We start from the raw sequence: 21,200 nt of genomic DNA, 5'->3' as shown, positions 1-21,200 counted from the left end.
GCCGTATCTATTCAAAGCGAGTTACATGCAGCAAGCGCATGAGTTGTTTTAGATAACGGTGGCCAGGACTAGAATCTATAAGGTCTCAAGTGATACAACCAACGTTATAAAATCATCTGAGTATTCAGAAAACGCATGGATAAAATTCGCCACGTCCCTTCCCTGTCAGGCCTTCAGGCACTGGTGGAGGTCGCTGACTCGGGTAGTTTCACGCAAGCCGCACAAACGCTCTGCCTGACCCAAAGTGCCGTCAGCCGAAAAATCCAGCAGTTGGAGACGCACTTCGGTGTGCCCCTGCTTGTAAGGAGCAGCCGAAGCCTGCAACTGACCCTGGAAGGCGAACAGGTCCTGGCCGGTGCGCGCAATATTCTTGAGCAACTGAAAACCCTCGAAGACAGGTTGTCGCCGCGAAAGCGCCCGTTTCGCATCCGCATGCACGTGTCCCTTGCGGTTCGTTGGTTGCTGCCGAAACTGAGCGACTTCTACCTGAGTCACCCGGACGTTTCCTTGTCGATTGAAACCGTGGCAACGGAAATCGTCGAACCGGCCAGCGACAGTGACGCCTACATTCTTTACCTGCCCGAGCCATCGAGCGATCCAGCCAGCCTGACCCTGTTCGAAGAAGCGCTGGTGCCGGTGTGCGCGCCAGGTTTGAGCGACTTGGCGCACCCACTGGATTCAGTGGACGACCTTGTACACTTCGCGCTGCTGCATCGTTCGGCGGACAAACAAGCGTGGATCGACTGGCTGGCGGCCAATGGCGGGAAGTCGCTGGAGGATTACCGACACATTCCCTTCAACCTCGATGAGCTGGCGCTGGATGCAGCGGCGCGGGGTTTGGGTGTGGCAATGACGGATCTGAAGCTGGCACAGGAGTCGCTTGATCGGGGGGTGTTGGTGGTTCCTTTTGGGCAACCGTTGATGACTCGGGGGGTTTACTCGCTGTGCCCGCAGCCTTCGGCGGCTTCGCATCCGGCGTGTAGCGTGATCATGCAGTGGTTTGCGCAGCAGGCTGTGCGGGGTCTGGGTTGATCGGATGGAAGGGAGTTTTGCGCCACGTCGAAGATATTCGAAAAGGCGTAATGACTGGCCTGGCCACTGATGATTTCCACTGTCCCCTTCAACACGCTTAGATCAGAACTAATGGTTTATTCGCAATCTACTGACAATATCATCACATTTGGTTTGATAGCCTTGATGCTCCAGCCGCTTCCCCGACACCACGGCGAGCGCAAGATGCGAAAAATAGTCATGAAAAATTCGTTAGTCAGGTTTTCGAAAAGTGACCATGGTGCGCTGATCATTTTACTGAGCGTATCTGCGATTCTGCTGCTCTTCGGGTTGGGGGCAAGGGAGCTTTGGGGCGCAGAAACGCGCTGGGCAAACATCACCCTGCAAATGTTGCAAACAGGCGATTATTTCGACCCTTACCTCAAGGGCATGCCCTATTACGACAAGCCTCTGCCTTCCTATTGGTTGATTGCTGCCACTGCCCACCTGATGGGCGGCCTCGGACACTGGTCGCTGCGCCTGTCCTCGGTCCTGGCTGCGTGGCTGAGTGTCTGGCTGGTCTACCTGATTGGCAAACAGCTATATAGCAAAGGCACCGGCCTGATTGCTGGCTGGTTTCTGGCGACGACTTTCTTTTTCGTTTTCTGGGCTCGGGTCGCAACGGCAGACATCCTGACTGTTTGCGGTGTCCTGGCAGCTGTCTGGTGGTATTGGCGCGGTCCGGACGACACGCGCCTGAGTCGCTACGTCGTATTTTTCCTGTTTCTGTCACTGACCTCGCTGTTCAAGGGCTTGATCGGATTCATCCTTCCAGGGCTGATGCTGCTGCCGCATCTGATTGGCGAGGGACGCTGGAAGAACCATCTCAATCCACGCATGTTCCTGGCGATGCTGGTGGGGGGCGCGTTCTACATGGTGCCGTTCATACTGTCGCAACGCTATGGCGCGCCGACTTTTGGGTCGAGTGGGCTTGGCCTGGTATTTCGGGAAAACGTGGTTCGATTCTTCCAGCCTTTCGACAACATAGGTCCGATCTATACCTATCTGCTCTACCTGCCGATCTATACCCTGCCCTGGGCACCCTGCTGGATACTCGGCCTGTGGTTGGCCGTACGCAACTGGAAGCAAACCGAACCCAACGTTCGCTGGCTGATCTGCGGCCTGGGGTTGCTGTTCCTGTTCTTCACCGCCAGTGGCAGCCGACGCAGCTACTACGTATTGCCTCTGGTGCCATTTGCCCAATTGCTGGCGGCTTGGTGGGTAACCCGGCGAATGGCCGAGCGTCGTGCTGCCGGTAAAGTCAGCGGGCCCGGTTGGACGAAGGGTATTGCCGTGACAGCAGGGCTGTTATTTTTGATTATTGGCGTTATCTATCCCTGGACCAATGGTGGTGGGGGTGGCGTCATACAGTTCACCAAAGATGTGCGTGCAGAGGCCATTAAAACTGCGCCGTGGAACGAATGGCGCATGGTGATGGTGGATGTCGACAACAAGCTGCCCATGTACATGCAAAATCATGGCTCACCGTTCTACTACGTTGCCCCTGATTCGGATATTCCGCAAAAAGGCGACACGGCAGCACTGATGGCGTGGCTGGAAAAAGAGAGTGGCGAGGCCTGGAATCCTGAACGCACGATCATCGTGGAACAGTACAAAGACATCAATCAATTGCCCTTGGCTTATCTGACCGCCGACCATCAATTGATCACCACCAAGCCAAACAACGGCGCCCGGATGTTTCACGCTAAAGAATCTGGCAGTGCCGCGTTCATACCCAACGTGAAAGCGACAGGTACTCCAGTAGACGGTCAGGCTGCAACGCAAACTTCGGTTCAATCGACGGACTGAAGAATAAAAGGGGACACCCGTTAGCCGGTCTCAAGCCAAGGCTAACAGCCAACTCGCCCTGCAGCTTTTAACTGCAGGGTTTCCCTTTACCTCAAACTGCCTGTGCAATCTGGTGGTGACTGACCAAATCCACAGCTGGCAGCACGTGCTGGACCTGTTCAACTTCCATGGGCTCTCGCCCCACAGCATCCAGCGCACACACAGCTTCGAGTTCCAGCGCAGTCTCGTTGCCAACGGACTCGGCGTGGCGCTGACCTACACCAGACCCTTCAGCGACCATAGATACGATGGTCAGCCGCTGGTCTGTCGACCCATACGCGAAGAGCTGCCCGCGCAACGCATCGTATTAGCCTATGACCAGCGCTATCCGTTAACACCACCTGCCGAAGCGTTCAAAAAGCAAGCCGTGACCTGGTTCAAGGAACGGCTGTCGTTTGCCTCACATTGAACACACAGCCCCCCGTGGCTCGTGCGGATGAAAACCGAACGAGCCACGGGTTCAATGCCTCGTCTTGCGCTCCAGTAAACGCACACCGAGTGACAGCGGGTAGCACAGAGCGAAGTAGATGGCGCCGCCTTTATTGAGGGGCAGCCATCGACTGAGGATTCAACCCGATCGATGCAAACCGTATTTAGCAAAAATCTTCGGCGTTTCTTTGACGATTTCGTCCATCAACGCTCGTGCGTTGTCGTGCCTGATCAAAGAAACGGATTGCCCTGCTGACAACGAACCAAAGTCATCGAGGCCTTGTGTGAGCAGCCGCCAGGCCATGCGAATCTGTCGTGCCACTTCGATCATTTGTGCAGGCTCAAGTGTCGGCATACCAAAGGACCCTAAGCCTCCGGCATTGGAGACCGTACTCACCAGCTCAACACACGAGGGACCACCACCGAAGGGACCTTGAATAATGGGAATCTGTATACCCAACAGTCTTGTTGCGGGCGTGTCGTACCACATCGGCATTAACTCCGTTATATCGGCGTATTCACAATCGGCAACGGCGTAGAGGCAAAATCGAGTCATGCCGATTTTGTTACTTATCCACTTTTAGGCCAATGAATCGCTATTTCTGGCCATTTGCGCAAGGGATAGACTGGAAGCCTTGAGATCATTCAAGGCCATCAGCAGGATATGAGGCGTGCCACTCAAACTGTTGCTTAGGCCCGGCGGATTCCGCCCGGCCGACCAGGAAAGGTTCAGATGAAACTTGCATTGGTTGTTTTCGATGGTGTTCAGGCGCTGGATGTTGCAGGTCCACTCGATGTTTTTGCCGAAGCGAATTCGTTCCTGCCAGAAGCTCAGCGTTATGACGTCTCAATGGTCGGGGTAAAGCCAGGAAATGTGCGGTGCTCGAACGGGATGGAGATTGCCGTTCCCTATCACTATCAAAATTATCCGGGGCATAGCGACCTGCTGCTCGTAGCGGGCGGTCCGAGAATGCCGGACGCACGGCCAGAGGAAGGTTTTCTGGATTGGCTTCGGCGTCAGGCGGATGGGGCTCGACGATTTGGCTCGGTGTGCAATGGTGCATTTCTGTTAGGTCATGCCGGCTTGCTGGATGGGCGCGAAGTGACCGCACACTGGAATGATGTTCAACGGCTAGAGGATCAATTCCCTCTGACCTTTATCCGGCCTGACAAAATCTTCGTCCGCGACGGCGATCTTTTCACCTGTGCTGGCGTATCGGCCGGGATTGATTTGTGCCTGTCGTTGATCGCTGAAGACTGGGGCAACGAACTGGCCGTCACCGTCGCAAAACGCCTGATTGTGTACATCCACAGAGAGGGCGGGCAGTCGCAATCAAGCCCGTTTCTGGCCCTGCGCCCCGAAGAGAATTCCATCGTCACGACGGTGATGCGTTATGTGACAGATCACATCGGTGAGGCGATTTCGATGGAGCAACTGGCGGATGCCGTATCGGTGAGCCGTCGTACTTTTTCGAGGATTTTTTCCAAATACGCGGCAGTCACACCGGCTGTTTTCGTCGAACAGGTGCGGGTTGACCACGCTCGAAAAATGCTTGAAGACACAGACGCCCCACTAAAAACGGTGGCCTTCAATTGTGGTTTTCGTAATTCAACCAATATGCGCATGATTTTCTCGCGACGTTTGAATACCACACCGAAAGAGTATCGGAGCAACTTCAGAAGGACCGAGAAAAGCGCAAAACCAATCAAGAAGAAAGACTCACAAACGAACAACCACGCCACGAAAAGAACCGAGGCTGCTTAGCGTCACAATCGCTAGCAGACAAGAAATGTGCAGTCGGATGCCTGGCCGAAATTCCATCTTTATTGGCCTTGGAACGCACCAACTACAACCCTTCCAACCTGACATCTTCGTTAGCATCGCTCTCACCATTCGAGCACGGTAGAAAACGAGGAGTCACGATGCAAAGCCCAAAAACTTCAGTCTTGTACGGCGGGAATGCCGCCTACGTTGAAGAGTTGTATGAGCAGTTTCTCGGTGACTCCTTAGCGGTTCCTGATCAATGGCGCACCTATTTTGAGTCACTTCGGGCGCCGCTCGGAAAGGGTGAGCCTCACACAGACGACATCGCGCACGCGCCTGTCGTTGAGCAATTTGTGCAGCTGGCACGACGTGCCGGGCGCAGGGCATTGGCAGTCGCCGCGCCCGACCTGGAAGGCACTCGCAGACAATTGGCAGCGCAGTCATTAATCACGGCGTTTCGAATGGTCGGCGCACGCAGGGCCAATCTTGACCCTCTACGATGGGCTCCATTACCGGTCATGCTGGAGCTGTCACCGGTGTTTCATGGGTTGGAAAGCGCCGACCTGGCAAAAAAAATCGAGCTGCCAAGTCACTCATTCTGGGAAGGTGAAGCGCCCGTTGCTGACCTGGTGGCCGCATTAGAGGCCACGTACTGCGCAACGTTAGGCACAGAGTTCATGTACCTGAGCGACCCCTTGCAACGCGATTGGTGGCAGCGCCGCCTGGAGTCCACACGATCAATACCCGCGCTCGGTGCCGAGAAAAAACTGCGCATTCTTGAGCGGCTTTCTGCTGCGGAAGGTTTCGAGAAATACCTGCATATTCGCTACACCGGCCAAAAACGATATTCGCTGGAAGGCGGTGAATCCCTGATCGTCCTTCTGGACGAGCTGATCAACCATGGCGCAAAAAATGGTGTGCGTGATGTCGTCATGGGTATGGCTCACCGTGGTCGCTTGAATGTGTTGGTGAACACGGTGGGTAAGCCCGCGGCGGACCTGTTCGACGAATTTGATAACAAAGCGACGAATGTCTTGCCAGCAGGTGATGTGAAGTACCACAAAGGTTTGACGAGAAACATCGAGACGGAAAACGGTGTGGTCAAAGTCGCCTTGGCATTCAACCCTTCTCATCTGGAAATCGTTAACCCGGTTGTTCAAGGCATGGCGCGCGCGCAAAGCGAGCAGTACCCGACCTCCCAGCGTGACAGCGTGCTGCCTGTGGAGATACATGGCGATACGGCCATTTCCGGTCAAGGTGTCGTCATGGAGACGCTGAGCCTGAGTTACACCAAAGGCTATGGCACCGGCGGTACCGTGCACATCGTTGTAAACAATCAGATTGGCTTTACCACTTCTGATCCACAAGAAAGCCGGTCCTCGTTTTTCTGCACCGACATCGCAAAGATGATTGAGGCGCCGGTGCTGCACGTGAACGGCGATGATCCCGAGGCCGTCGTCCATGCGGTGCAACTGGCACTCGATTTTCGCAAAGCGTTTGGCAAAAGCGTGGTTATCGACCTGGTCTGCTTCAGGCGCCACGGTCATCAAGAGCAAGACACCCCCCACATTACTCAGCCGCTGATGTACCGCTCGATCAGTACCCATCCAGGTATACGTCAGCTCTATGCCAATAAATTGGTCGCCTCGGGACTGGTCACTGACGAGCAGGTTGTATCCATTGCCAAGGCTTATCGCGACGGCCTGGATAACGCTCGACCTGGCGGAGTAAAGGCAACTACTGCAACCGACGCCAAGGCTGCCGGGACGGACCCAACCCCCTACTCCGCCCCGACACTGGAGCAAATCAAAGCGCTGGCTGCCCGTGTCTCTGAGCTTCCTGCCGATCTCAAATTGCACCCGCTTGTGGCCAAGGTCATCAATAGTCGGCACGAGATGGCTATCGGTTCAAAACCGCTGGATTGGGGCATGGGTGAACACCTTGCTTTCGCATCGGTGTTGTCTGCGGGTGTCGATGTGAGGCTCAGTGGCGAAGATTGCGAGCGAGGCACTTTTAGCCACCGGCACGCCGTTTTGAATCCACAGAATCGTGAAGTACGCGGACAGGGCAAATATCGGCCTTTGGATCATCTGGCCCAAGGGTCACAGGGTCATTTCACGGTGATCAACTCGGTATTATCGGAAGCGGCGGTCCTGGCCTTTGAATACGGATACACCATTGGTCGCCCTGATGCGCTGGTACTGTGGGAAGCTCAATTCGGTGACTTTGCCAACGGCGCCCAGGTCGTCATCGATCAGTTCATTGCCGCTGGCGCTGCCAAATGGGGTCAGCACAGTGCATTGACCATGTTATTGCCGCACGGGCAAGAAGGTCAGGGACCGGAACACGCTTCAGCCAGACTGGAGCGCTACCTGCAGTTGTGCGCACAAGACAACATGCGTGTATGCCAGCCCACGACGCCGGTTCAGTTCTACCATTTGCTGCGACGTCAGGCTTTGCACTCCAGCCCCCGCCCCTTGATTGTGATGACACCGAAATCCTTGTTGAGGCATCCAGAAGCCGTGAGTGAACTGGAGGCGTTCTCTGAGGGGGCTTTTCAGGAGGTCATCGGGGAGCCGTCCGCGGCGCCTGCGCAAGATCAAAAGGTTACCTGTGTGATCGTCTGCTCCGGAAAAATCTACTATGAACTATCGGCACACCACCGCGCTGTCAACGCCGAACATATCGCCTTTGTCCGCCTGGAGCAGCTCTATCCGTTTCCTGGCGAAGCGTTGGCCAATGAGTTCGGCCGCTACCCACAATTGAAGTCGGTGGTCTGGTGCCAGGAGGAAGCCCGTAATCAAGGGGCCTGGAAATTCGTCGATGATTATCTGCGTGAAATCACCCCTGAGTCGGCCACGCTTCGTTACGCAGGACCACCCCCAAGTGCCTCCACGGCACCCGGCAACATGACGATGCACGTTGAGCAACAACGCTTGATCATTCAAAGCGCGTTCGCTTGATCGGACGCGTTATGCTCCCTCTCGTCGCCTCTTGCGACGGGAGGCAGCAGCCAGGCTTATGTTGAATGGGCTGTCCTTCAAAACAGGCAGGAGCTGGTCTATGCGCATCGCCTTGCTGTCGGATATCCACTTGTCGGTCGACGCATTACCTTTTCCCGAGGTGGATGCCGATATTGTTGTCCTCGCCGGCGACATCGCCCGACCGGCTGCGGCCATTGAGTGGGCAAAATCATGCCCGACACCGGTCGTGTACGTGGCCGGGAATCACGAGTTTTATGGCAGTGACTTGATCTCCACCTACGAACACTTGAACAGGTTGTCGCAAGGTACACAGATCCATGTGTTGGAACGTTCGGAGCATGTCCACAACGGGGTGCGGTTCCTGGGTTGCACCCTGTGGTCTGACTATCGTCTTTTCGATGCTGCCGAGGGTCGGGCAGACGGTATTGATCTGGCTACGCAGCTCATCCGGGACTTCACCCACATAAAAATCGCGCCCGATTTTCCAGACCCGTTCAGTCCGGCAATGTCCCAATACATTTTTTTACAGACAATCGCCTGGCTGGACGCCTGCTTCGCCAACGACAGCACTACGCCCACGGTGGTGATTTCCCATTTCGCACCGACACGTTTGAGCATAAGCCCGCTTTTTGAGCGTTCGCCCATTAACGCGAGTTTTGTTTCAGACCTGGAGGAGCGGATCAACGACTGGCAGCCAGCACTTTGGCTACATGGCCATACGCATGGGAGCTTTGACTATCGGGTGGGCAATACCCGGGTCATTTGCAACGCCCGGGGCTACGCCAAAAATGGCATTAATGAAAATCCTCAATTTAATAGCGCCTACGTGATTGAGCTGGACACCTGAGGCGACACACGGCAAATACCTCGTTGCAACCTGCGCACTGCCCGGTCCGGTCCAGCCGTTTTTGATGACCCAGACTTGCGAAAAGCAACAGTAAGCTAAGCTTTGAGCAGCTTATTGCTCACGATGCTCGCTCCTGCAGGTTTGGGTTTTTCTGAAGAGCGTCTGCAATAGCTATTTCAGGAATCCCACATCATTCACGCAGGATTGACGTGATGACCGAGCCCCTTCTCAGTTTCGAAGCACTCAAGCGCGCCGCGGCCTCCGGCGAAATCGATACCGTATTGGTCTGCATGGTCGATATGCAGGGGCGACTGGTTGGCAAGCGATTCCAGGTCGAGTTTTTCATCGACAGCGGTCATGAAGAAACCCACTGCTGCAATTACCTGCTGGCCGACGACATCGACATGGAACCGGTGCCGGGTTATGCCGCGGCCAGTTGGAGCAAAGGCTATGGCGATTTTGTACTCAAACCGGACATGTCCACGCTGCGCCGCGTGCCCTGGCTGGAGTGCACGGCGCTGGTGCTGTGCGACGTGCTCGACCATCACCATCGGCAGGATTTGCCGCACAGCCCGCGAGCGATTCTGAAAAAACAGATTGAGCGACTGCGCAAGCGCGGCTACACCGGCATGTTTGCCTCGGAACTGGAGTTCTATCTGTTCGACGAGAGCTACGAGGCCATCCACCAGCGCAACTACCACAAACCGAAAACGGCCGGTCATTACATCGAGGACTACAACATCCTGCAGACCACCCGCGAGGAACCGGTGCTGCGGGCGATTCGCAAGCATTTGCAGGCCTCGGGCATTCCCGTGGAAAACTCCAAGGGTGAATGGGGGCCGGGCCAGGAAGAAATCAATATCCGTTATGCCGATGCCCTGACCATGGCCGACCATCACGTCATCATCAAGCACGCCTGCAAAGAGATCGCGCAATTGCAGGGCAAGGCAATCACGTTCATGGCCAAGTGGCGCTATGACGCCGCCGGTTCCAGCAGCCATATCCATAATTCGCTGTGGGACAAGAACGCCAAAAAGCCGCTGTTCTTTGACGCAAAAGCTGAATTCGGCATGTCGGCACTGATGCGCTCCTGGGTGGCCGGGCAGCTCAAATACGCGAACGACATCACCTGTTTTCTCGCGCCTTACATCAATTCGTACAAGCGCTTTCAGGCCGGCACCTTCGCGCCGACACGAGCGGTGTGGAGTCTGGACAATCGCACGGCGGGCTTTCGTTTGTGTGCAGAAGGCAGCAAAGCCATCCGCATCGAATGTCGCGTCGGCGGCGCCGATCTCAACCCTTACCTGGCCTTCGCCGCGTTGATCGCCGCAGGCCTGGCCGGCATAGACGAAAAGCTCAGCCTGGCGCCGCCCTTTGAAGGCGATGCCTATCTGGATGAGCATCTGCCTGAAGTGTCGAAGACCCTGCGCGATGCCTGCGCTGCACTCAAGGGCTCGGCCATGTTGCGCGAGGCGTTCGGTGATGACGTGATCGATCACTACGTGCACACCGCCGAATGGGAGCAAAAAGAGTACGACCGCCGGATCACCGACTGGGAACTGCAGCGCGGTTTCGAGCGCTATTGAGACCTTCATTATCGAGAAGAGCGAGACTGCAATGATTCAACTCATCTCTCCGGTCGATGGCCAGGTCTACGTCGAACGCCAGCGTGCCAATGCTGCGCAGGTCGAGCAGGCGCTGACGGCGGCCGCCACCGCCCAGGCCTTATGGAAACGCCGCCCGCTGAGCGAACGTGCCGCCTTATGCAGCGCCGCCGTGGACGCGATGCTGGCGATGAAAGACGACATCGTGCCGGAACTGGCCTGGCAAATGGGCCGCCCGGTACACTTTGGCGCCGGCGAGCTGCGCGGTTTCGAAGAACGGGCCCGTCATATGATCGCCATTGCGCCTGAAGCATTGGCCGCGATAGAACCCGCGCCTGTCGCGGCTTTTCGGCGCTATATCAAACGCGAGCCGCTGGGTACGGTGCTGGTCGTCGCGCCCTGGAATTATCCGTACCTGACGGCAGTGAATACGATCATCCCGGCGCTGATGGCCGGCAACAGCGTCATCCTCAAACACGCCTCGCAAACGCTGCTGGTCGGTGAGCGTTTCGCCGAGGCATTTCGCCGCGCCAAGCTGCCCGAAGGGCTGTTCCAAAACCTGCTGCTGAGTCATACCTATACCGCGGCGATCATTAGCTCTGGACGGGTGCAACAGGTGAACTTCACCGGTTCGGTGGAGGCCGGCAAGGCCATGGAAAGCGCCGCCTCGGGACACTTCCTCGGCATGGGTCTGGAACTCGGCGGCAAAGACCCGGCCTACGTCCGGGCAGATGCCAACCTCGAGCATGCGGTGGAAAATCTGGTGGACGGCAGCTTCTTTAATTCCGGGCAAAGCTGTTGTGCCGTCGAACGCATTTATGTCGATGCAAAAATTTACCCGGTTTTTGTCGAGCGCTTTGTCGCCCTGACCCGCCAATACGTGCTGGGCAACCCACTGGACCCAGCCACCACGCTGGGCCCGCTGGTTTCACCGAGCGCGGCTGAATTCATTCGCGGGCAGATCGCCGAGGCGCTGTCGAAGGGGGCGAAAGCGCTGATCGATCCATCGACCTTTCCTGCTGACGCGCCGGGCAGCGCTTACCTCGCCCCGCAAGTGTTAGTCGACGTCACCCATCAAATGTCAGTCATGCGCGATGAAAGCTTTGGTCCGGTGGTCGGCATCATGCCGGTGGCCAGCGATGACGAGGCCATCGCCTTGATGAACGACAGTGAGTTTGGACTCAGCGCCTCCATTTGGACACAAGACCTCGCCGCCGCCGAACGCGTGGGCAACGAGATCGACACCGGCACCGTGTTCATGAACCGCTGTGATTACCTGGACCCGGCATTGGCCTGGACCGGGGCGAAGAACAGCGGACGCGGCGTCACGCTGTCGCGCCTGGGTTACGAGCACCTGACCCGCGCTAAATCCTTCCATCTGCGCCACGAGGTATAGACCATGAGCCTGACTGGAAACTGGAACTACCCCACGAGCATTCGTTTCGGTGTCGGTCGCATCACCGAACTGGCCGAAGTCTGTCGCAGCCAGGGTATCCAGCGACCGTTGCTGGTCACCGACAGCGGCCTGGCGCGTGCCCCGATCACCACGGCGGCGCTGGACGCCCTGCGCGCTGCCGGCCTTGGCGTAACGCTGTTTTGTGACCTCAAGCCCAATCCTGTTGAAGCCAACCTGGCAGGCGGCCTCGATGCCTGGCGCGCCGGTAAACACGATGGCGTGATCGCCTTCGGTGGCGGCAGCGGCCTGGACATGGGCAAACTCATCGCGTTCATGAGCGGCCAGACCCGACCGGTGTGGGATTTCGAAGACATCGGCGATTACTGGACCCGTGCCGACGAATGCAGCATCGCCCCGATCATTGCGGTGCCGACCACTGCGGGGACGGGCTCCGAAGTCGGCCGTGCAGCCGTGATCATCGACGAAGGTACGCACACCAAACGCATCATCTTCCACCCGAAGATGATGCCGCGCGTGGTGATCAGCGACCCGGCCCTCACCGTTGGCATGCCGGCAAAAGTCACCGCAGGCACGGGCATGGATGCGCTAGCGCACTGCCTGGAGTCGTACTGCGCGCCCGGTTTCCATCCCATGGCCGATGGCATCGCAGTGGAAGGGATGCGCCTGGTGGCCAATGCGTTGGTGCGGGCCGTCCACACCCCTTCCGACCTTGATGCCCGAGGGCAAATGCTGGCGGCTGCCGCAATGGGCGCCACCGCCTTCCAGAAAGGCCTGGGCGGGATGCATGCCCTCGCGCATCCGATTGGCGCGCTGTACGACACCCACCACGGCATGACTAACGCCACCTTGATGCCCTATGTACTGAAATTCAATCGCCCGGCCATTGAAGAACGCCTCACACGCCTGGCGGCCTATTTGCGCCTGCCCTCTCCCGGCTTCGACAGTTTCCTGGCCTTCGTCCTCAAATTGCGCAAGGACATCGCCGTGCCCCATACGCTGTTTGAACTGGGGGTGGATGATCGGCAAGCCGATCTGATCGCGGACATGGCAATTGTCGATCCCTCAGCTGGCGGCAACCCGCTGCCGTTGACACGGACCGGCGCGGCAGAGATTTTCGAGGCGGCATACCACGGCCGTCTGTAGGAGCCGAGCTTGCTCGCGATGGACGTTAACGATAACGCGTGCTTTCTGAATAAACGCGTCGCCCTTGAGTCCATCGCGAGCAAGCTCGGCTCCTACGACAGCGGTTACTCAGGTGGGTCGATTTGATCCAGCACCCGGTTCGCCGTGATCTCCGCCAGCATGATGCTGTTTGAAATACCCAGCAGGGCATTGCGCGACCCACCCTCTAGAAGATCCACCAAGTGATGGACCATCACATCGACCGAGGCCAGCGTTTCGACCAGGTAAACCATCAGGGTTTCGGTCGTGACCTCTGGGTCCACGGTAAACAGAGTGCTGGGTGTACGCGGTTTGGCTTTGATGTCGGCAGTGGAGGGGAAGTGAAAATCGAGGGCGCGTTCGGCGGCTTCGTTGAGTTTGTTTGAGTCGGGTTCGTACGGGGATGCCGGATCGGTGTCTGGCGGGTTTGGTGAAGGCTTTATCATATTTCGTGCTCCAAAACGTGGAGCCGTCACCGACTTGCGACTAAACGAGGGGTGGCAGCTGTGCGCAGGTTAGTCGACCGGGGGAGACACGAAACCGGCGCGCCCGAAGGCGCCCTGCGCACAGCTACCATGAAGTGCAGGCAACGAAATGACCTGACTGTTTGGAATGCAAATGCGCTTCGTATCACCCCGGGCGACTAAACCCGATCACTGATGGGCAGTGACGGGGATCAAGTTACCGAGCGAGCCCAAGGCGCACAAGCCGGCGGATTCTGGCGTAACCGTAGGCAACGGCGCAAGGTTTTGTAGCTTTCAGGAAGTAAGCTTGAGGGCGCTTAAACACGCGCCCTCTCGCAATGTTGATTGATCGTACGCGCACGTCCTACAGAGGGTCAGGACCTCGATACGCGTCTTATGACGAAGGGGCAACGGACGAACTCATCACGCCCACTTTTGCCCGAGCGTCTCCAGACCGGCCTTTTGCAGATCCTGCGGGCTCAGCACAATACGGAATTTGCAGCTGGCGTTGAAGTTGAGAAAAAACGGTTCCGCATAAGCGGGGATGTCGGCTGAGTCTTGTACGTCGACCAGAAAAATCCCACCGCGCATTCCATCTTGCTCAGTAAAGTACGCCGCCTCCGGCTTGATGCTTTCCAGGATACGCTCAATAACCTCGCCCACCTTCCCGGCTTTGACAAGGGAGTTGAAGGGTTCATTAGGGCACTCAACCATAAGTAACATCTTCATCATTCAATCCTCTGTTCAACTGGTAACCCTGTAGCCAGACCTTTGCTTCTGGCTCTGCCGGCGTCGGCCATACATTCGTGTTGTCAAGAATAGCCAAGTGAGAACTAACCCTCGTGCAGGGTTACGAGCGGTCATGAAGGCGAACGGCTGAGCCCGTCCACCTGCGCCAGGAATGACCGACCATGGGGTAATGCTGTTGTAGGAGCGAGCTTGCTCCGGGCGGCGTTCCGACGATGGACTTAAGAGCGCCGCGTTTAGCCAATAAACACGCGTTATCGTTAACAACCATCGCGAGCAAGCTCGCTCCTACAGTTGATCACATCGAACAGCCGGGTCGGCCGGGTTACTTGAATACGGGCACGTTAGCTGACCTGTTTGGCGTTTGCAGGTACTCGCGCAACCGAACGCCAATCTCTGCAATCTTTGCCTCTCCCGCACGCAAGGCTTGCGGGTTGGTGTGCACGGAGTAATTTCCCAGCGCAAGTTCATAGGGATGAGGTTCCGCTGAACCGATCACGAAAACCGTGTCTTTTTGCATGGCCTTCAGCGTAACCGCACCGCTACCGGCTTCAAAGATGACCAGTTCTCCAGCGTTGACCAGCCCGGGGGCGAAAAGAGCTCCCCGGCTGACACTCAACCACAATGACTCATGCCCATTGGGTGGAACATAAGTCCAGGATTCCCCGGCACGTAGCGTGACCAACAGGTAGTTCATTCCAGCGGGAGAACGGACCGGGCTTTTGACACCCTGGTACGTGCCAAGAATCACCCGTGCAGGCCCCACTTCAGGCATCACGCTCGACTCCAGGTATTGGCTGTCGACACTCGCGTTTTCCAACGCGGGCGGTAGTGCAACCCACAGTTGAAAACCTTGAATCCGCTTCGATGTCCCTACCGACATTTCCTTGCCGTGCCAGACACCGCCTCCCGCCCGCATCCATTCAACACCACCATAGTCAAGGGTCCCCGTGCCCGATTCGGCATCCTCGAAGCGCAAATTACCTTCGGTAATGACGGTGACGGTGGCGATTCCCGAGTGAGGGTGCATTGGCATCCCACCGATGAATGAACTCTCGCCTTCAAACAGGTCAAGAAAAACGAAAGGCTTGATCAGGTGGCCAAAATCGGAAGGACTCATCAATCGGACAATAGAGCCATGCCCGCTGCCTGTGGTGCGATAGCTGATTGCGCGACGGGTATCGGTTTCGCGTGTATAGCCGAGGTCGATACCGATGTGTGGTTGTTGCTGAACGGTCATGATGATTACTCATTGGAGAGTTGGGCGCCTCGCGGCTTGATGCCTGAAACAATAGGGCCGGGGCGATTGCTTGATTAGCCGATACAATTGGATTGCACTCGTCCACCAGCGCCAGGAATTACCCGCCATGATCGACCTCAATGACATCGCCATTTTTGTGCAGGTGGTACGCAGCGGCAGCTTTGCAGAGGCGGCGCGACGGCTGGGCATGCCGCCCAATACCGTGAGTCGCCGGGTCCAGCAGCTCGAAGTGCATCTCGGCACGCGGCTGCTGCAACGCTCCACCCGCAAGCTCACGCTTACCAGTGCTGGCCAAGGCTTTCATGAGCGTTGCGCGGGAGCGGTCGATGGCCTGTTCGAAGCGGGACAGGCGTTGCTGACGGGCAGCAACGAGCCCAGTGGCCTGGTGCGTGTGGCGGCTCCGGCCGACTTCTTCGACTTCTTCCAGATGGAGTGGGTGACCGAGTTTCTGGCCGCACACCCGCACGTGCGGCTCGACTTCGTGCTCAGCGACGCGAAGGCCGACTTGATCGCAGACCAGATCGACGTTGCCTTTCGCGGCGGGTCCCTGCGCGATTCAGGTTATGTCGGTCGTCAGATTCTTGCCCCCCGCAGCGTCGGGATGGTGGCAAGTCCCTCCTACATCGCGGCGCGCGGCTCACCCCGCACGCTGCAGGACCTGGTGAACCACGATTGTGTGATTTCCGCGCATCCCAGTGGCCACGCCACATGGCGTTTGCTCGGCCCACAGGGTGAGGAGGAAGTGCAAGTTGCCGGGCGCTTCAGCGGCAATACCGCGCAGGCCCTGCGCAAGGCCACTGTGGCCGGGCTGGGTATCGCGCTGCTGCCACCCGTGATGGCCAAGCTCGAGGTAGAGGCCGGCGTGCTCGTCCCGGTGCTGCCTCAATACCAGCCTGACGGCTACGGCATGAACGTGCTGTATCCGAGCCGCCGGCAGCTGCCGCTCGCGGTATCGGCGTTCATCGGGTTGGTGATCCAGAAGATGAATGCCGCAGACACACCAGAGGTGTATCGATAGCGCGTGGCAATCAATGCCTCAGGCGGGAACCGGGATTACGAAGTTTGCCCGAGCCCACGCGGCAAACTTCGTCGGCTCTCGGCCGGCGACTCTGTTAGCCAGCGCGATTGCGTCGCGTGAATCCGCACCGAGGTAGGTGTGGGCCTCGAAGTAGGCGAGCATCTCTGCGATTTCCTTGGCGCCAGGGAACCCGCCGGCAAACGTTTCTTGCGGGATGTGCCTGAACGAGAAAGGGTGCCCCAGTCGATTCAGCGCGGTGATGACCTCGTTGAAGCTCATGAAGTCGCCGACTAGCGGCAAATATTCGCCGTTGCCTGCGAGTTCAGGCTGCGCGAATGCACCGACCACGACGTGTCCGAGTTCGGTGATGTCGCCCATGTGAATGACGCGCGGCTCCGGATCGAGTGGCATTGCCCACCCCATCGTCCCATCCGCTTGCTTCTGCGGGGCCATGACGCCGAGCAGATTTTGATAGAAGAACGGCGCTATCACGAAGGTGTGGTGCGCGAATCCGGCCTCACTCACGATGAGGTCTATTTTTGCTTTTTCCGTGAAATGCGGGACATCGAACTTGCCGCGGCTGATCGTCTCTACGTTCGGCAGCGTCGACCAGATGAAATGTTGAACGCCGGCCTCTTTAGCTGCGAGAACGGCTGCGAGTGCCTGCTTGTGCTCGTCCGTACCCGCTTCGTGGAAATTGGTGACCAGAAAAACCCCGTGTGCGCCGGCAAATGCGGCTTTCAGTGTTTGCGGACGATTCAGATCCGCCAGCACGACCTCGTCAGCCAACTGCGGATGCTTGGCCGGATTGCGCGTCAACGCACGCACCTTGAATTGACCGTTCGCCTGCAACGCGCGCACAACGGCGCCGCCCTGATGACCGGTTGCGCCGACGACGGCGATGCGCTTTTTGCTGTTTGACATGGTTGTTCTCCAATAAATAGTTTCTGGGTGGAGAAGTCGGTTCGACCGTCCAGAGCCCCACGACCCGATGGCTAAAACAATAGGGATGGGCAGATTGGTTGACTAGTCGGTACCACTGGATTGCACTCGTCCACGTGCGCCAGGAATGACCGGTCATGGGGTAATGCTGTTGTAGGAGCGAGCTTGGTCCGGGCGGCGTTCCGACGATGGACTTAACAGCGCCGCGTTTAGCCAATAAACACGCGTTATCGTTAACGACCATCGTCGGAACGCCGCCCGGACCAAGCTCGCTCCTACATCTATGGCCGTCGAGATGCTGGCCGACAACGCCGCGCTCGGCATGCCCTTCGCCGGTCTTGTCTATGGCTTGAAACAGTATTTCTCGCCCCACTGAGTACCGGGTCCAGCCGTGCGGGTGGGCCACTCCTAATAACCTGGCAATAACTTACTGGGTGGTATCGAGGACAAGCCTGCCCCGTAAATGACGACCCATGCTTTTCTCGATCGCCACTTTCGCTTCGCTCAAGGGGTAGGCCTCAACATCGACCGTGAGGTGCCCCTTGTCGAACAGTTCGGCAATCAGCGCGAGCTGCCGGCCATCCGACCGGGTGGCAAAGTTGGCCGGGGTCACGCCATAGTCGTTGGCCAGCGACATGTTCGGCAGGCTCACAGGCGATACCAACACACCGTTTCTTTTCAGGACCGCAAACGAACGGGTTTGTGTTTCGCCGCCCACCAGATCCAGTACGACATCGACGCCGGACACCAACGCCTCAAAGGCCTGAGTCGTATAGTCGATGGTGTAATCGGCACCGAGGGCTTTCAGGTAGGCATGATTTTGTGCAGAGGCCGTTGCGTAGACTTCAGCGCCCAGGTACTTGGCAATCTGCACGGCCATGCTGCCCACGCCACCGGCGGCGGCGTGGATCAATACCTTCTGGCGCCGTTGCACGCCGGCATGCTCAGTGAGTGCTTGCCACGCCGTTAACGCGGTTGCAGGCACAGCACTGGCCTGTAGCGCACTGAGAGCATGCGGCTTCAAGGCCAGCTTTGAAACCTGGGCAACCGCTTTGGTCGCATAACCGCCGACGATATTGATGAAGCCGAACACTTCATCGCCGATGCTGAACTCAGTGACGCCCTTCCCTACCGCGGAGACGGTACCGGCCACTTCAATTCCCGGTGTAAAAGGCAGCGTCAACGGGATGAACGCTTTCATGGCCCCGGAAAGGATCTTCCAGTCAATCGGGTTAACCCCTGCTCCGGCGACATCGATCAGAACTTCATCTTCACCGGCCGCTGGGTCTGCAATTTCTTCAAGGCGTAAAATTTCAGGGTTGCCGTATTCGTACACGCGTATGGCTTTCATGGAGACCTCGACTATTGAAAAAACGGGAGACAAACACCGCGCTGCGAGGGCTTGGCCTTCGCAGCGCAAGGGGGAATTAACGACGGCGAGCGTCGAGGCTGAAACGACCGGCGCCGAAGGCCACGACCTGCAGCAGGCCACCGGCCATCGCGATGTTCTTGAAGAAGTGGATGAACTGGTTTTGATCGCCCAGTGCGCTATGGAAAGCCAGTGCAGTAAACACGCTGAACAGCGCCAGGACTGCGGCTACGGTGCGGGTGCGGTAACCCGCGATCAGCGCCAAGCCACCACCGATTTCAACAATGATCGCCACCGCCAGCGCCAACTGCGGAAGCGGAAGGCCTACGGAGCTGATGTAGCCGATCATCATGGCGGGAGCGGCCAGTTTCGAAAATCCGGACAGGATGAAAATTGCGCTGAGCAGAATGCGACCGATCAACGAGGCCGAGGCTTGGGTCACGTCAGACCGGTTCTGTTCAGAAGTGGCTGAATGAGCGATGTTGGAAGAAGTAGACATGGGGTATTTCCTTCAATTGGGTGCGATCCGACATGAACCGCCCTAGTGAGGAAAATCTTGCGCCCCGTCATCTAATCTGAATAGCTGGCTAATTTAGATCATTACGTTCGAGGAAATAGGCATGATCTCTGACCCCGGAACACCGACACTGGACCAACTGCGCGTGTTCCTGACGGTCGTGGAAGTCGGCAGTTTTGCAGCCGCGGCCAGGAAACTGCACCGGGCCACCTCCGTCGTCAGTTACTCGATCGCCAACCTGGAAATGCAGCTCGGTGTATCGCTGTTTGACCGCCAGACGACCCGCAAACCCCAGCTCACCGATGCCGGCCGCACTGTTCTAGCCGAAGCCCGAACCATCGCCAATGGTGTTCATGGATTGCGCGCCAAGGTCAAAGGCCTGCTACAGGGACTCGAAGCCGAAGTTCACGTCGTGCTCGATGTGATGCTTCCCGCCGAACGTGTCGTGGACGCACTCAAATCCTTTCGAGAAGAATTCCCTACGGTTGCACTTCACCTGCACATGGAAGCACTCGGTGCCGTCACTGATCTGGTGATCAACCGCGGTGCGATCGTCGGCGTGAGCGGACCGATGAATGAGGGAATCAGCGGCATCGAAAGAGTGGGCGTCGGCAGTGTCGAATTGATACCGGTGGCAGCCCCGAATCATCCGCTGGCTTCAAGCGACTCGAATGTTCCGGGCGCCGGGCGGGAGTTCACTCAACTGGTACTGTCCGATCGCTCACGCCTGACCAAAGACAAGGATTTCGCCGTTCTCAGTAACCGCACATGGCGGCTGGCGGACCTGGGAGCCAAGCACATGTTGCTGCGTGAAGGCATTGGTTGGGGGAACATGCCAGCCCCGATGGTCCAGGAAGATCTGGACAGCGGCCGACTTGTACTGCTGAACATACCGGAATACAAAAGCGGAAAATATTCCTTCGACGTCATCTACCGCACGGACTTGCCACCGGGTCCCGCCGCGAGGTGGTTGATTGACCGCTTCGTTCAACAAAGCTCGGCGTAGAAGGCATCCGCTTGAGGCTGTTACTTGTCGATGTGCCATGGTCAATGAAGCCATTGAAACCTGGGCGACTCAATTCAATAAAACGACTGCTTTCTGCCTGTAAGACAGACAGCTTCGCGGCCCTTCAGTCAGTCCCTTCCCGCACCGCCCGCCTGACCTCAGCCTGTATGGCATAAGCCGGCGCCTCCACAGCATTGAAATCTTGTGTATAGCGCTGGGCAAATCCTTCTACCCCCCATTCCTGATACTGCTGCACATGTTTTAATTCGTGAGCCCAAAGCGCGACGTTCTGTTCTGCGGTTTGAGCGTCCCGGAAGAGGATGATGTCGATCAGCGTCACGGCACCGACATCGGGATTTTGCAGCATGGCATTGGCGGCACTGAGTTGGCCGTTGTCGCTGATGTTGTAGCGCGCGGTATCAAGGACGCTGGGGGCGTACCAGCGCAGCAGTTGCTCACGGATGTGCGGTGGAATGGGCTGGATGCCGGCGCTGGCTGCTTCAGCGCGGGCTTGAGTCAGCCACAACGCCAGTGCAGGTGCCGCGAGCTGGTAAATGCCATCAGGCACTCGCAGACAGATGCAGCCGTCCAGGCACACTTGTTTCTCGCCAGCTGGGCAGGCGTTGGTCTGGGCGGGCAGTTCAAAAGTCAGGCAAAGAACAAACAGGGCCACCAGGCGCGGGGTGATGGGCGGCATAGGGCGCTCCAGGGACGGACGCAGTGCGAACAGTGGATCACAATTGATCGAAGATCCGCATAGCCTTAGCGTAG

General features: G+C 57.5%; 19 protein-coding genes. 11 read left to right on the top strand and 8 right to left on the bottom strand.

Annotated elements, in window-relative coordinates; genetic code table 11:
- The first annotated feature begins 135 nt into the window (after nt 1-135).
- From AC1MDT_RS03525 to AC1MDT_RS03515, 3 genes are all read left to right on the top strand, one after another.
- Nucleotides 136-1,032 carry a LysR substrate-binding domain-containing protein gene (locus tag AC1MDT_RS03525; RefSeq protein WP_480420719.1) on the top strand — a complete coding sequence of 299 codons (897 nt, stop codon included), beginning with the start codon at nt 136-138 and terminating at the stop codon, nt 1,030-1,032.
- Between the two features lie 219 nt (nt 1,033-1,251).
- Entirely contained in the window at nt 1,252-2,859 is a 1,608-nt protein-coding gene (locus AC1MDT_RS03520) for an ArnT family glycosyltransferase (protein WP_480422693.1), read from the top strand.
- Between the two features lie 115 nt (nt 2,860-2,974).
- Entirely contained in the window at nt 2,975-3,307 is a 333-nt protein-coding gene (locus AC1MDT_RS03515; RefSeq protein ID WP_480420718.1) for a LysR substrate-binding domain-containing protein, read from the top strand.
- Between the two features lie 159 nt (nt 3,308-3,466).
- Here AC1MDT_RS03515 and AC1MDT_RS03510 read toward each other — a convergent pair whose 3' ends face one another.
- The gene (locus AC1MDT_RS03510; RefSeq protein WP_480420717.1) at nt 3,467-3,817 is read right to left on the bottom strand and encodes a nitronate monooxygenase; all 351 of its coding nucleotides are present in this window, start codon (nt 3,815-3,817) and stop codon (nt 3,467-3,469) included.
- A 243-nt stretch (nt 3,818-4,060) separates the two neighbouring features.
- Here AC1MDT_RS03510 and AC1MDT_RS03505 point away from each other — a divergent pair, with 243 nt between their 5' ends.
- From AC1MDT_RS03505 to AC1MDT_RS03480, 6 genes are all read left to right on the top strand, one after another.
- Nucleotides 4,061-5,092: a GlxA family transcriptional regulator gene (locus AC1MDT_RS03505; protein ID WP_480420716.1), complete on the top strand. Its 1,032-nt coding sequence runs from the start codon at nt 4,061-4,063 to the stop codon at nt 5,090-5,092.
- A 158-nt stretch (nt 5,093-5,250) separates the two neighbouring features.
- On the top strand, nt 5,251-8,055 hold the full coding sequence (locus AC1MDT_RS03500) for a 2-oxoglutarate dehydrogenase E1 component (protein ID WP_480420715.1): 2,805 nt from the start codon (nt 5,251-5,253) through the stop codon (nt 8,053-8,055).
- Nucleotides 8,056-8,155: 100 nt separating this feature from the next.
- Entirely contained in the window at nt 8,156-8,923 is a 768-nt protein-coding gene (locus AC1MDT_RS03495; RefSeq protein ID WP_480420714.1) for a metallophosphoesterase, read from the top strand.
- A 212-nt stretch (nt 8,924-9,135) separates the two neighbouring features.
- A complete protein-coding gene (locus AC1MDT_RS03490) occupies nt 9,136-10,509 on the top strand; it encodes a glutamine synthetase family protein (RefSeq protein WP_480420713.1) in 1,374 nt (457 codons plus the stop codon).
- Nucleotides 10,510-10,540: 31 nt separating this feature from the next.
- A complete protein-coding gene (locus AC1MDT_RS03485) occupies nt 10,541-11,923 on the top strand; it encodes an aldehyde dehydrogenase family protein (RefSeq protein WP_480420712.1) in 1,383 nt (460 codons plus the stop codon).
- A gap of 3 nt (nt 11,924-11,926) precedes the next feature.
- The gene (locus AC1MDT_RS03480) at nt 11,927-13,087 is read left to right on the top strand and encodes an iron-containing alcohol dehydrogenase (RefSeq protein ID WP_480420711.1); all 1,161 of its coding nucleotides are present in this window, start codon (nt 11,927-11,929) and stop codon (nt 13,085-13,087) included.
- Between the two features lie 104 nt (nt 13,088-13,191).
- On the opposite strand, the gene AC1MDT_RS03475 is transcribed toward AC1MDT_RS03480, so the two are convergent.
- The 3 genes from AC1MDT_RS03475 to AC1MDT_RS03465 all read right to left on the bottom strand — a co-directional run bounded on the left by AC1MDT_RS03475 (nt 13,192) and on the right by AC1MDT_RS03465 (nt 15,556).
- Nucleotides 13,192-13,551: a DUF6124 family protein gene (locus AC1MDT_RS03475; RefSeq protein WP_480420710.1), complete on the bottom strand. Its 360-nt coding sequence runs from the start codon at nt 13,549-13,551 to the stop codon at nt 13,192-13,194.
- A 441-nt stretch (nt 13,552-13,992) separates the two neighbouring features.
- A complete protein-coding gene (locus AC1MDT_RS03470) occupies nt 13,993-14,298 on the bottom strand; it encodes a panthothenate synthetase (RefSeq protein WP_480422692.1) in 306 nt (101 codons plus the stop codon).
- A gap of 343 nt (nt 14,299-14,641) precedes the next feature.
- Nucleotides 14,642-15,556: a pirin family protein gene (locus AC1MDT_RS03465; RefSeq protein ID WP_480420709.1), complete on the bottom strand. Its 915-nt coding sequence runs from the start codon at nt 15,554-15,556 to the stop codon at nt 14,642-14,644.
- A gap of 127 nt (nt 15,557-15,683) precedes the next feature.
- On the opposite strand from AC1MDT_RS03465, the gene AC1MDT_RS03460 reads away from it, so the two are divergent.
- Nucleotides 15,684-16,595, top strand: a complete 912-nt coding sequence (locus tag AC1MDT_RS03460; RefSeq protein ID WP_480420708.1) for a LysR family transcriptional regulator — start codon at nt 15,684-15,686, stop codon at nt 16,593-16,595.
- 18 nt (nt 16,596-16,613) lie between these two features.
- Here AC1MDT_RS03460 and AC1MDT_RS03455 read toward each other — a convergent pair whose 3' ends face one another.
- The 3 genes from AC1MDT_RS03455 to AC1MDT_RS03445 all read right to left on the bottom strand — a co-directional run bounded on the left by AC1MDT_RS03455 (nt 16,614) and on the right by AC1MDT_RS03445 (nt 19,405).
- The gene (locus AC1MDT_RS03455) at nt 16,614-17,519 is read right to left on the bottom strand and encodes an NmrA/HSCARG family protein (RefSeq protein ID WP_480420707.1); all 906 of its coding nucleotides are present in this window, start codon (nt 17,517-17,519) and stop codon (nt 16,614-16,616) included.
- Between the two features lie 445 nt (nt 17,520-17,964).
- Nucleotides 17,965-18,888, bottom strand: coding sequence for an NADP-dependent oxidoreductase (locus AC1MDT_RS03450; protein ID WP_480420706.1), 924 nt, complete (start codon nt 18,886-18,888; stop codon nt 17,965-17,967).
- Nucleotides 18,889-18,964: 76 nt separating this feature from the next.
- Entirely contained in the window at nt 18,965-19,405 is a 441-nt protein-coding gene (locus AC1MDT_RS03445; RefSeq protein ID WP_480420705.1) for a DoxX family protein, read from the bottom strand.
- Between the two features lie 121 nt (nt 19,406-19,526).
- Between AC1MDT_RS03445 and AC1MDT_RS03440 the strand changes: the two genes are divergently transcribed.
- Nucleotides 19,527-20,429: a LysR family transcriptional regulator gene (locus AC1MDT_RS03440; RefSeq protein ID WP_480420704.1), complete on the top strand. Its 903-nt coding sequence runs from the start codon at nt 19,527-19,529 to the stop codon at nt 20,427-20,429.
- 124 nt (nt 20,430-20,553) lie between these two features.
- Here AC1MDT_RS03440 and AC1MDT_RS03435 read toward each other — a convergent pair whose 3' ends face one another.
- Nucleotides 20,554-21,126, bottom strand: coding sequence for an eCIS core domain-containing protein (locus AC1MDT_RS03435; protein WP_480420703.1), 573 nt, complete (start codon nt 21,124-21,126; stop codon nt 20,554-20,556).
- Between the last annotated feature and the right edge of the window lie 74 nt (nt 21,127-21,200).

This window comes from Pseudomonas sp. ASL7 (assembly GCF_056680375.1).
The sequence above is the reverse complement of the archived record's forward strand: the minus strand, read 5'-3'. Positions and strand labels throughout refer to the sequence as shown.

Bases quoted from the DNA above. Each gene is read 5' to 3' on its own strand.
- AC1MDT_RS03460 (WP_480420708.1), top strand. From the start codon at position 15,684: ATGATCGACCTCAATGACATCGCCATTTTTGTGCAGGTGGTACGCAGC.
- AC1MDT_RS03495 (WP_480420714.1), top strand. From the start codon at position 8,156: ATGCGCATCGCCTTGCTGTCGGATATCCACTTGTCGGTCGACGCATTA.
- AC1MDT_RS03475 (WP_480420710.1), bottom strand. From the start codon at position 13,551: ATGATAAAGCCTTCACCAAACCCGCCAGACACCGATCCGGCATCCCCG.
- AC1MDT_RS03470 (WP_480422692.1), bottom strand. From the start codon at position 14,298: ATGAAGATGTTACTTATGGTTGAGTGCCCTAATGAACCCTTCAACTCC.
- AC1MDT_RS03510 (WP_480420717.1), bottom strand. From the start codon at position 3,817: ATGTGGTACGACACGCCCGCAACAAGACTGTTGGGTATACAGATTCCC.
- AC1MDT_RS03435 (WP_480420703.1), bottom strand. From the start codon at position 21,126: ATGCCGCCCATCACCCCGCGCCTGGTGGCCCTGTTTGTTCTTTGCCTG.
- AC1MDT_RS03525 (WP_480420719.1), top strand. From the start codon at position 136: ATGGATAAAATTCGCCACGTCCCTTCCCTGTCAGGCCTTCAGGCACTG.
- AC1MDT_RS03450 (WP_480420706.1), bottom strand. From the start codon at position 18,888: ATGAAAGCCATACGCGTGTACGAATACGGCAACCCTGAAATTTTACGC.
- AC1MDT_RS03445 (WP_480420705.1), bottom strand. From the start codon at position 19,405: ATGTCTACTTCTTCCAACATCGCTCATTCAGCCACTTCTGAACAGAAC.
- AC1MDT_RS03440 (WP_480420704.1), top strand. From the start codon at position 19,527: ATGATCTCTGACCCCGGAACACCGACACTGGACCAACTGCGCGTGTTC.
- AC1MDT_RS03465 (WP_480420709.1), bottom strand. From the start codon at position 15,556: ATGACCGTTCAGCAACAACCACACATCGGTATCGACCTCGGCTATACA.
- AC1MDT_RS03455 (WP_480420707.1), bottom strand. From the start codon at position 17,519: ATGTCAAACAGCAAAAAGCGCATCGCCGTCGTCGGCGCAACCGGTCAT.
- AC1MDT_RS03485 (WP_480420712.1), top strand. From the start codon at position 10,541: ATGATTCAACTCATCTCTCCGGTCGATGGCCAGGTCTACGTCGAACGC.
- AC1MDT_RS03490 (WP_480420713.1), top strand. From the start codon at position 9,136: ATGACCGAGCCCCTTCTCAGTTTCGAAGCACTCAAGCGCGCCGCGGCC.
- AC1MDT_RS03480 (WP_480420711.1), top strand. From the start codon at position 11,927: ATGAGCCTGACTGGAAACTGGAACTACCCCACGAGCATTCGTTTCGGT.
- AC1MDT_RS03520 (WP_480422693.1), top strand. From the start codon at position 1,252: ATGAAAAATTCGTTAGTCAGGTTTTCGAAAAGTGACCATGGTGCGCTG.
- AC1MDT_RS03505 (WP_480420716.1), top strand. From the start codon at position 4,061: ATGAAACTTGCATTGGTTGTTTTCGATGGTGTTCAGGCGCTGGATGTT.
- AC1MDT_RS03500 (WP_480420715.1), top strand. From the start codon at position 5,251: ATGCAAAGCCCAAAAACTTCAGTCTTGTACGGCGGGAATGCCGCCTAC.